Source organism: Microbacterium sp., from assembly GCF_036277215.1.
In the GTDB taxonomy this organism is placed as follows: Bacteria; Actinomycetota; Actinomycetes; order Actinomycetales; family Microbacteriaceae; genus Microbacterium.
In genome coordinates, this window is record NZ_DASUNI010000277.1 from 1 (window position 1) to 9,656 (window position 9,656).

Below are 9,656 nucleotides of genomic sequence, written 5' to 3' on the forward strand. Positions count from 1 at the left end.
CGAGGATCTGCGCGTGCGTGGGGAAGTCCGGCCCGGGGATGCGCTCCATCAGGGCTTCGAGAAGCTCCTCCCGTGAGGCATCCGGATTCTCGAGGGACCACAGCGCACCGCTGGAGACCTCGCGCAGGTTGTGCGGCGGGATGTTGGTCGCCATTCCGACCGCGATTCCGACCGAGCCGTTGACCAGCAGGTTCGGGAAGCGGGCGGGGAGCACGACCGGCTCCTGCGTCTGCCCGTCGTAGTTGTCCTGGAAGTCGACGGTGTCTTCTTCGATGTCGCGCACCATCTCGAGCGCGAGCGGAGCCATCTTGGTCTCGGTGTACCGCGGGGCGGCGGCGCCCTGGTTGCCGGGTGACCCGAAGTTGCCCTGACCCTGCGCGAGCGGGTAGCGCAGCGACCACGGCTGGACGAGACGTACGAGGGCGTCGTAGATCGGGGCGTCTCCGTGCGGGTGATAGTGACCCATCACCTCACCCACGACGCGGGCGCACTTCGAGAACGACTTGTCGGGGCGGAATCCGCCGTCGTACATGCCGTAGATGACGCGGCGGTGCACCGGCTTGAGGCCGTCCTCGACGCGGGGCAGCGCGCGGCCCACGATCACGCTCATCGCGTAGTCGAGATAGCTGCGCTGCATCTCCGACTGGAGGTCGACCTGGTCGATGTGGCCGTGGTTGTGCACGGGGACGGGGCGTTCTTCGTCAGTCATGTGTGTGTTCTTTCATTCGCTCCGGCGTTTCGTCTCGTCGCTCCGCTCCTCGCTCAACGACCGTCCGTTGAGCGAGCGAAAGGAGACGAAACGCCGACCGTGCATCAGATATCGAGGAACCTGACGTCCTTCGCGTTTCGCTGGATGAATCCGCGGCGGGACTCGACGTCCTCGCCCATCAGGATCGTGAAGATCTCATCGGCGGCCGCGGCGTCGTCGATGGTGACCTGTCGGAGCGTCCGAGTCTCAGGATCCATCGTCGTCTCCCACAGCTCCTTGGCATTCATCTCGCCGAGGCCCTTGTAGCGCTGGATGCTGTTGTCCTTCGGGATCCGCTTGCCGCCCGCGAGGCCCTCCGCCAGGAGCGCGTCGCGCTCCCGATCGCTGTAGACGTATTCGTGCGGGGCATTCGACCACTTCAGGCGGTAGAGCGGAGGCTGCGCGAGATAGACGAAACCGGCCTCGATCAGGCCGCGCATGTAGCGGAACAGCAGGGTGAGCAGCAGCGTCGTGATGTGCTGCCCGTCCACATCGGCATCCGCCATCAGGACGATCTTGTGGTACCGCGCCTTGTCGATGTCGAAGTCCTCGCCGATGCCGGTGCCGAAGGCCTGGATCATCGCCTGGACTTCACGGTTGCCCAGCGCACGGTCGAGGCGGGCGCGCTCGACGTTGAGGATCTTTCCGCGCAGCGCCAGAATCGCCTGGGTGTGCGGATCACGGCCCTGGACCGCCGAGCCGCCCGCCGAGTCTCCCTCCACGAGGAAGATCTCGCTGATCGACGGATCCTTCGAGGTGCAGTCCTTGAGCTTGTCAGGCATCGCCGCGCTCTCGAACACGCTCTTCCGGCGCGCGGTCTCGCGGGCCTTGCGCGCGGCGAGGCGCGCGGTCGCAGCATCGATCGCCTTGCGGATGATGTTCTTGGCCTGCGCCGGGTTGCGGTCGAACCAGTCGCCCAGCCGGTCGCCGACCACCTTCTGCACGAACGCCTTCGCCTCGGTGTTGCCCAGCTTGGTCTTGGTCTGACCCTCGAACTGGGGCTCGGACAGCTTCACGGAGATGACGGCGGTGAGACCCTCTCGCACGTCGTCGCCCGACAGGTTCTCCTCCTTCTCCTTGAGCAGGTTGTTCGCGCGGGCGTACTTGTTCACAAGTGTCGTCAACGCCGCGCGGAAGCCCTCTTCGTGAGTGCCGCCCTCGTGCGTGTTGATCGTGTTGGCGTAAGTGAAGACGTTCTCGGTGTAGCTGGTGGTCCACTGCATGGCCACTTCGAGCGCGATCTTGCGATCGGTGTCTTCGGACTCGAAGTCGATGACCTCTTCGTTGACGTGCTCCGCCTTGCGGACGCGGTTGAGGTATTCGACGTAGTCGACCAGACCGCGTTCGTACAGGAAGCTGTCGTTGCGCTGCTGCAGCACGACCTCGCCGGGCTCGATCTCCTCCTCGTAAGCCGATCCCGCGCGTTCGTCGCGCAGCTCGATGCGCAGCCCCTTGTTGAGGAATGCCATCTGCTGGAACCGGGTCCGCAGCGTCTCGTACTCGAAGTCGACGGTCTCGAAGATCGAGTCATCGGGCCAGAAGGTGATCGTCGTGCCGGTGACCGTGCTCGGCTCCGCGCGTTCGAGCGGGGCCTGCGGGACGCCGCCGTCCCGGTAGGACTGACGCCAGACGTAGCCCTGTCGGCGAACCTCCACCTCGAGACGACTCGACAAGGCGTTCACCACAGATGACCCCACGCCGTGCAGGCCACCCGAGACGGCGTAGCCGCCTCCACCGAACTTGCCGCCGGCATGGAGAACGGTCAGGACTACTTCGACCGTCGACTTGCCCTCGGACTTGTGCATGTCGACGGGGATGCCGCGGCCGTTGTCTTCGACGCGCACCGCGCCGTCGGGCAGGATCGTCACCACGATGGTGTCGCAGTACCCGGCAAGAGCCTCGTCCACGGAGTTGTCGACGATCTCCGACACCAGGTGGTGCAACCCGCGCGGGCCGGTCGAGCCGATGTACATGCCGGGCCGCTTGCGGACCGCTTCGAGACCCTCGAGGACCTGGATCTCGTCGGCCCCGTACTGGACGTGCGTCCGTTCGGCTGGTTCTGGTTCCGCGGAGAGCTGTTCGGGTCGCTCGGGCAGGCTGTCGGCGGTCTCAGACGTCATATTCTCGGTGCGCTCCACATCGTGATTCGGGGCCACCTCAGCCTACCAACTAACCCGTCCCCACCGCGCCATGTACGCCCCTGTGGCGGCTTGGATTTCACCCGGATAGGACTCGAGGTGTCTCAGCCGTAGGTATCGCGCGGACCACGCCCTGGAGTCGTTCTGGGACCCCATTTCCAGGAGGGGACGTCAGGCCCCAGAAAGCGGATGCCGTCGACGCCCGCTTCGGGGAACCGCTGCACGATCTCCGACAGGATCTGCGATCGCATCAGCTGCAGCTGCTTGGCCCACGCCGTCGAGTCCGCCTGAACGGTCAGGGTGCCCTCGGTGAATGCCACCGGACGGGTGTGTCGAGCCGTGTCCTCGCCGGCCACTTCCGCCCACGTCCGCACCACGTCCTCGCGCGCCAGCTGGGAGTCCCAGCCCGCATTCCGGGTCAGGTCGGCCAGGACGTCCGCCATCCCCTTCGGATCGCGGCCGGGTGTGAACGGTGCGTTCTCGTCGTCGGGCCCGCGGCGCCGACGCTTCCGGTACGCGCGCGCAGAGGGTTCGAGACCGCGCAGCCGCAGATAGGTGGCGACTGTCTCGGGAATGATCTCGGCAGGATCGGACGGATCGCCAGGTGTGCGCTCCGGCTCGGGCCCGGATGCCGCGCCGGTCTCAGGCATCCGTCGCCTCCAGGATGCGGCCCGCCTCCACGCGCACCACTCGGGCGCGCAGCCCGACGGGCACGTCGTCTTCGACCGCAGCTGTCACGATCACCTGCTCGTAGCCGGCGGTCAGCTCGGCCAGGCGGGCGCGGCGATCGGTGTCGAGCTCTGCGAAGACGTCATCGAGGATGAGCACCGGATCGCCCAGCTGCGAATCCGCGCGCAGCAGCTCAGCCGAGGCGAGCCGGAGTCCGAGCGCGACCGACCACGACTCCCCGTGCGACGCGTAGCCCTTGACCGGCAGGCCGCGCACGCGCAGGAGCAGATCGTCCCGATGCGGGCCGACGAGCGTCAAGCCGCGGTCGAGCTCGGCTGACCGGCGGGCTGCGAGCGCCTGACGGAACAGGTCGTCGACCTCCGGCGCGTGCGCGCTCGCGGACGTGATGTCGGAGTCCTCCTCCGGATCGCCACCACGGATGGAGAGGAGCCACTCGAGTTCGGGCCGATGATCGGCACCGGCGATCGCGGTGTAGGCCGCCGTGAGAGGACCCTGCAGAGCGGCCGCGAGCGCGAGGCGCGCTCTGATCAGCTCAGAGCCCAGAGCGACGAGCTTCTCATCCCACACGTCGAGCGTGGACAGGCTTTCCCCGCGCAAGCCCCGGGCGCGGGCCGACTTCAGCAGCGCGCTGCGCTGCTTGACGACCCTTTCGTAATCGCCGATCACTCCGGCGAACCGGGGTGAGCGCTGCACGAGGAGCTGATCCATGAATCGGCGGCGCGAAGAAGGGTCCCCGCGCACCACCTGAAGGTCCTCCGGAGCGAACAGAACGACCTGGGCGTAGCGCGGCAGATCCGTACTCTTCACCGGAGCTCCGTTCACGCGCGCCTTGTTCGCACCCTGCCGGTTGAGCTGTGCCTCCAGCAGCACCCGGCGATCCCCGTGTGCCAGGCGGGCGCGGATGACGGCGGCATCCGCGCCGTCGCGCACCATCGGCGCATCGGTCGACACGCGATGCGACCCCAGTGTCGCGAGGTAGGCGATCGCTTCGGCGAGATTCGTCTTGCCTTGACCGTTTCGTCCCACGAACACATTCGGACCGGGCCCCAGCGAGACGTCGGCGACCGTGTAATTACGGAAGTCGACGAGATTCAGGTGCTCCACGATCACGGTGTCACCCTAATCCGCTGGTCCGACCATGGCGGGTGACCCTGTCTATACGGCGACGCCTCGACTCGACCGCCTCGGTGACGAGCGCGCTCAGCGGAGGAGGAGGTTCGGCTGCAGCAGGTACTTGAAGGACTCCGCGCCGGCCTTGTCCACGGATGTCTGAGGCGTGATCAGCACCGGGCTGAGCTTGTTCGCGTTGTCGCTCGACGTGAACGTGATCCGGACGAACTCGCTCTTGACCGCTCCGAGTGACTCGAGCAGGTACTGCGGGTTCAGCCCGAGGGTGACATCCTCGCCGACGAGGTTCGCGTCGACGGATTCCGTGGCGCGCGCCTGCTCGGTGCCGGAGGCATCCATCGACACGCTGTCGGTTGTGAACGTGAAGCGCAGCGGAGCCGACCGGTCCAGGACCAGGGATACACGACGGACCGCTTCGGCGAGCTCGGCCGTGTTCAGGACCGCGTGGTGTTCGGTCTGCTCGGGGAAAAGGCGGCGAACCGGCGGGAAATTACCCTTGATCAGCAGCGAGGTCACGGTCTTGTTGCCCGCGGTGAAGGCGATGATCTCGCGGTCGCCCGAACCCGAGAAGGCGATCGAGATGTCGCCGCCGTGCGCGAAGGTCTTGCCGACTTCGGTCAGCGTCCGCGCAGGCACGAGCGCGGTGGTCGACTCGTCGGATGCGGTAGCTCCGCCGTCCCAGGGGATCTCGCGGAGCGCGACGCGATAGCGGTCCGTGGCGACCAGGCTCAGCTGGGTTCCGGATACCTCGAGCTGCACGCCGGTCAGCACCGGAGTGACATCGTCGCGGGATGCGGCGAATGCGACCTGTGCGATCGCGGTTGCGAAGTCCTCAGCCGGTACGAGTCCGGTGTCGCCGGACACCTCCGGAATCGCCGGATACTCCTGGACGGGCATCGATGCCAGTGTGAAGCGCGCGGATCCGCAGGTCAGGACGATCCCGCCGTCGTCGTCGACCTCGACCTGGATCGGAGCGTTGGGGAGCCGGCTCGCGATCTCCGACAGGAGGCGGCCGTGCACCAGGATCGTGCCCGGATCGTCGACGGTCGCCTCGATCGTCGTCCGAGCCGACGCCTCGTAGTCGAATGCGGCCAGGGAGAGCCCTTTTTCGGATGCCTCAATGAGCACGCCGGCCAGGATCGGCTGGGGATTGCGCTGCGGCAGGAGCTTGACCACGAACGACACGGCCTCGCTGAACACATCGCGATTGACGTGGAACCTCACTGGCGCTCCCTTGACATCGGCTTGGGCTCTCCCATGCTAGTGCCCTGTGTGTCGAGCACCCCAAGACCGCGGCGCGGGTCCGGCTCGCTTCGTTCAGGTGATCGAACCGGTTCCATTAACTATTTCTCTGTCATCTTCTTAACGCCTGTGCGAACTGTGGATAAGTCGGTCGATGCGTGTCGGGACACCGAAACTACAACGGTGTGACATGTGGAGCGGCTGCGGAGTGCGTTATCCACAGCTCGCCGCGCGATGACGAGTTTCCACAGTTCTCCACAGGCTCGCCCGGTTTTCTCCTTGAGTTTCCGCAGGGGCGCTGAGTTATCCACAGGTTTTCCACACTGTGCAGAACGCGGATAATGCCCCCACCCGACGGCCCTGTCAAGGACTTCTTTCGGCATACGTCCGATTGCGGGGGAAGGTTGCGGAATAAGTCCGTAGAGGAGCCGCCCCGAGCAGCAGCAGGTCAGCGGGCGTTGCGGCCGAGCTGCGCGGTGATCTCGGAGACCTGGTTGTAGATCGACCGGCGCTCCTTCATCAAATCGCTGATCTTCTTGTACGCGTACATCACCGTCGTGTGGTCGCGATTGCCGAACAGCTGACCGATCTTGGGAAGCGAGAGGCTCGTGCGCTCGCGGCACAGGTACATGGCGATCTGCCGGGCGGTGGCCACCGCCTGCGAGCGACTCGATCCGTAGAGGTCGTCGACCGTCAGCTTGAAGTACTGTGCCGTGGCCGTGATGATGTCGGTCGGAGAGACGACGTTCGCGTCATCCTGGTCGACGATGTCCCGGAGCACCGTCTGGGCCAGGGACATGTCGAGGGTGGAGCGGTTCAGGCTCGCGAACGCGGAGACGCGGATGAGCGCGCCCTCCAGCTCGCGGATGTTCGAGGAGACCACGGTCGCGATGTACTCGAGCACCTCGTCGGGGATGTGCAGGCGCTCGCTCTGCGCCTTCTTGCGGAGGATCGCGATGCGCGTCTCGAGGTCGGGAGCCTGTACGTCCGTGATCAGGCCCCACTCGAAGCGGCTGCGCATCCGGTCTTCGAATCCGGTCAAGTGCTTCGGAGGGACGTCGCTGGTGATCACGACCTGCTTGTCGTGATCGTGCAATGTGTTGAAGGTGTGGAAGAAGGCTTCCTGGGTCTCCGCGCGCCCCTGCAGGAACTGGATGTCGTCGATCAACAGGATGTCGACATCCCGGTAACGCGCCTGGAAGGCGGAGCCGCGGTTGTTCGCGATCGAGTTGATGAAATCGTTCGTGAACTCCTCGCTCGACACGTACCGGACGCGGATGCCGGCATAGAGGCTGAGTGCGTAGTCGCCGATGGCGTGCAGCAGATGCGTCTTGCCCAGACCCGAGTCGCCGTAGATGAAGAGCGGGTTGTAGGCCTTTGCGGGGGCTTCGGCGACGGCGACCGCTGCAGCATGGGCGAAGCGGTTCGACTGGCCGATGACGAAATTGTCGAAGGTGTACTTCGGGTTCAGGCGGGTGTCGCTGCGCGACGCCGCGGATGCCGCGTCGATCGTCTCTTCGATCGGCTGCCGGGCCGGCGCGGAGGGGGAGCCCGACTGGATCTGAATGGGAGCGGTCAGCCGGCTGTCGGCGAGGTCGGGGTTGACGACGACGCGGAACGCGGTCGCGGACGGGTCGTGCTGCTGATGCTGGTCGACCCTTGTGAGCGCTTCCATGATGGGCGTTCGCATGCGTTTGTTGATCTGCGCGGCAGTGAGGTCGTTCGGAACGTCGAGGTAGAGCGTTCCGCCCATGACGCCCTGAGGCACGGCGAGGCTGAGGAACCCCTGCAGCTGGGGCGTGACACGGTCGTCCGCGGCGAGCTCATCCAGCACGGCTGACCAGACAGGAACATCTGGAACTTCGTGCGATGACATGGCCCCCCCGGGAGTGTTGAAGATCCGCAGGTTCGAACGGAGATCGGCACGCCGAACCTGTGGATAACTGCCCGAGCCACGCTAGTCAGCGGGCCTCACGGGAGCAAACTCCACTGTAAGACTGCACCGCGTGTCATTGCCAGGAGTCTGCGGATGAATTCGGGATAATGGCAGGCCCGTTCCGCTCAGTTTGAGTTCTCGACTCCGGGAACGTAACCTTAATCGGTTGACTTATGCCTCGATGGCAATCCCGTAGCCACGTCCCCGGTCTGAGCGTCCCGGTGACACCTGATCCGGAAGTGATCTCATGACCAAGCGCACGTACCAGCCCAACAACCGCCGCCGCGCGAAGAAGCACGGGTTCCGTGCTCGCATGCACACGCGCGCCGGCCGCAGCATCCTTTCCGCTCGCCGCGCCAAGGGGCGCACCGAGCTCTCAGCCTGACCCCCCAGCGGTGCTTGCGAGGCCGAACCGACTCACCCGCGGAGCGGACTACAAGGCCGTCGTCCGCAGGGGTCTTCGCTGTGCCGCGGCGCATACCGTGACGTACGTTCGCACGACCGACGAGCAGCGTCCTGCGCGATTCGGCTTCATCGTGAGCAAGCAGGTCGGCTCGGCAGTGGTCCGCAACACCGTTCGTCGTCGTCTGAAAGCCGTGTGTCACGACGAGCTGACGACCGTGCGGCCAGGATCCGACGTCGTGATCCGCGCGCTGCCGTCGGCAGCGGACGCCGAATACAGCGTCCTGCACGACGAGGTCTCGCGCTGCATCGCACGGAGGGCGGCATGAGTTCCACGCTGCCCGTCTCAGCGACCGGACACGGTCACTTCGAGGCATCCGCTGTCTGGCAGTCCGTACCGCTTATTCCCCGGAATACTGTGTTGAGCTTGCTCCATGGTTACCGTGCGACGATCTCCCATACGTATGGGGACGTCTGCAAGTACTACCCATCGTGCTCGGCCTACGCGGTCGGCGCGGTTCAGCAGCACGGCGCCCTCAAAGGCGCCGTCATGGCGGCGGCTCGTATCGCGCGCTGTCACCCGTGGGCTGAGGGCGGCATCGACGACGTACCCCTGCACAAGAACTTCCGTTACGAATTGACCCCGTGGGGGTTCGTCGTACCGGGCCCCCTGAGAAAGGACTGATCCGTGCCGGATCTGATCGGAATCATCCTCTGGCCACTCAAATGGCTGGTCGAGCTGGTGCTCGTCGCCTGGCATGCGCTGTTCACTTTCATCGGGCTGCCCGCGGCAGCGGGCATCACCTGGGTGCTGGCGATCATCGGACTGGTGATCGTGGTTCGCAGCGCGCTCATCCCGCTGTTCGTGAGGCAGATCAAGAGCCAGCGCAAGATGATGGAAATCGCCCCTGAACTGCGGAAAGTTCAGGAGAAGTACAAAGGCAAAAAGGACCAGCTGTCTCGCGAGGCGATGAGCCGCGAGACGATGGGGATGTACAAGAAGCACGGCACGAGCCCGTTCGCGAGCTGTCTGCCACTACTGGTGCAGATGCCCGTGTTCTTCGCCCTGTTCAGCGTGCTCAACGGCGTTCAGACGATCAAGACCGATCCGAACCACACCGGCGTCGGGCCCCTCAACAACGAGCTCATGACCGAGTTCTACAACGCCAAGCTCTTCGGGGTCGCGTCGCTGCACGACACGCTGGTGGGTGCGTGGGAGGCCCAGGCTGTGGGCTGGCAGGTCACCGTCGGCATCCTTCTGGTGCTGGTCGTGCTGATGATCGTCTCGCAATTCTTCACACAGCTGCAGATCATCTCCAAGAACCTCTCTCCAGAAGCCAAGACCGGCCAGGCGTACCAGATGCAGAAGATC

At 65.3% G+C, this 9,656-nt stretch carries 10 protein-coding genes; 4 read left to right on the forward strand and 6 right to left on the reverse strand.

Annotated elements, in window-relative coordinates; translation table 11 throughout:
* The 6 genes from VFX99_RS13605 to dnaA all read right to left on the reverse strand — a co-directional run.
* A partial coding sequence (locus tag VFX99_RS13605; RefSeq protein WP_329666831.1) for a DNA gyrase subunit A occupies window positions 1-709 on the reverse strand: 709 nt, incomplete at its 3' end.
* A 104-nt stretch (window positions 710-813) separates the two neighbouring features.
* Entirely contained in the window at window positions 814-2,868 is a 2,055-nt protein-coding gene (gyrB, locus tag VFX99_RS13610) for a DNA topoisomerase (ATP-hydrolyzing) subunit B (protein WP_329666832.1), read from the reverse strand.
* Between the two features lie 122 nt (window positions 2,869-2,990).
* Window positions 2,991-3,536: a DUF721 domain-containing protein gene (locus VFX99_RS13615; RefSeq protein ID WP_329666833.1), complete on the reverse strand. Its 546-nt coding sequence runs from the start codon at window positions 3,534-3,536 to the stop codon at window positions 2,991-2,993.
* Complete coding sequence (gene recF / locus VFX99_RS13620) at window positions 3,529-4,686, reverse strand: DNA replication/repair protein RecF (protein WP_329666834.1); 1,158 nt, start codon at window positions 4,684-4,686, stop codon at window positions 3,529-3,531. The genes VFX99_RS13615 and recF overlap by 8 nt, the downstream gene beginning before the upstream one ends.
* A 90-nt stretch (window positions 4,687-4,776) precedes the next feature.
* Window positions 4,777-5,928: a DNA polymerase III subunit beta gene (gene dnaN / locus VFX99_RS13625; RefSeq protein WP_329666835.1), complete on the reverse strand. Its 1,152-nt coding sequence runs from the start codon at window positions 5,926-5,928 to the stop codon at window positions 4,777-4,779.
* A gap of 466 nt (window positions 5,929-6,394) precedes the next feature.
* On the reverse strand, window positions 6,395-7,822 hold the full coding sequence (dnaA, locus tag VFX99_RS13630; RefSeq protein ID WP_329666836.1) for a chromosomal replication initiator protein DnaA: 1,428 nt from the start codon (window positions 7,820-7,822) through the stop codon (window positions 6,395-6,397).
* A gap of 307 nt (window positions 7,823-8,129) precedes the next feature.
* On the opposite strand from dnaA, the gene rpmH reads away from it, so the two are divergent.
* The 4 genes from rpmH to yidC all read left to right on the forward strand — a co-directional run.
* A complete protein-coding gene (gene rpmH, locus VFX99_RS13635) occupies window positions 8,130-8,267 on the forward strand; it encodes a 50S ribosomal protein L34 (RefSeq protein WP_329666837.1) in 138 nt (45 codons plus the stop codon).
* A 10-nt stretch (window positions 8,268-8,277) separates the two neighbouring features.
* Window positions 8,278-8,613 (forward strand): ribonuclease P protein component, encoded by a 336-nt coding sequence (gene rnpA / locus VFX99_RS13640; RefSeq protein WP_329666838.1) that lies wholly within the window; start codon window positions 8,278-8,280, stop codon window positions 8,611-8,613.
* On the forward strand, window positions 8,610-8,969 hold the full coding sequence (yidD, locus tag VFX99_RS13645) for a membrane protein insertion efficiency factor YidD (RefSeq protein WP_329666839.1): 360 nt from the start codon (window positions 8,610-8,612) through the stop codon (window positions 8,967-8,969). Before rnpA ends, yidD begins: the two co-directional genes overlap by 4 nt.
* Window positions 8,970-8,972: 3 nt before the next feature.
* Window positions 8,973-9,656: membrane protein insertase YidC (gene yidC, locus VFX99_RS13650; protein WP_329666840.1), on the forward strand; the 684-nt coding region annotated here is incomplete at its 3' end.

Coding starts and splice junctions, on each gene's coding strand:
- rpmH (WP_329666837.1), top strand. CDS start 8,130: ATGACCAAGCGCACGTACCAGCCCAACAACCGCCGCCGCGCGAAGAAG.
- VFX99_RS13615 (WP_329666833.1), bottom strand. CDS start 3,536: ATGCCTGAGACCGGCGCGGCATCCGGGCCCGAGCCGGAGCGCACACCT.
- dnaA (WP_329666836.1), bottom strand. CDS start 7,822: ATGTCATCGCACGAAGTTCCAGATGTTCCTGTCTGGTCAGCCGTGCTG.
- gyrB (WP_329666832.1), bottom strand. CDS start 2,868: ATGACGTCTGAGACCGCCGACAGCCTGCCCGAGCGACCCGAACAGCTC.
- yidD (WP_329666839.1), top strand. CDS start 8,610: ATGAGTTCCACGCTGCCCGTCTCAGCGACCGGACACGGTCACTTCGAG.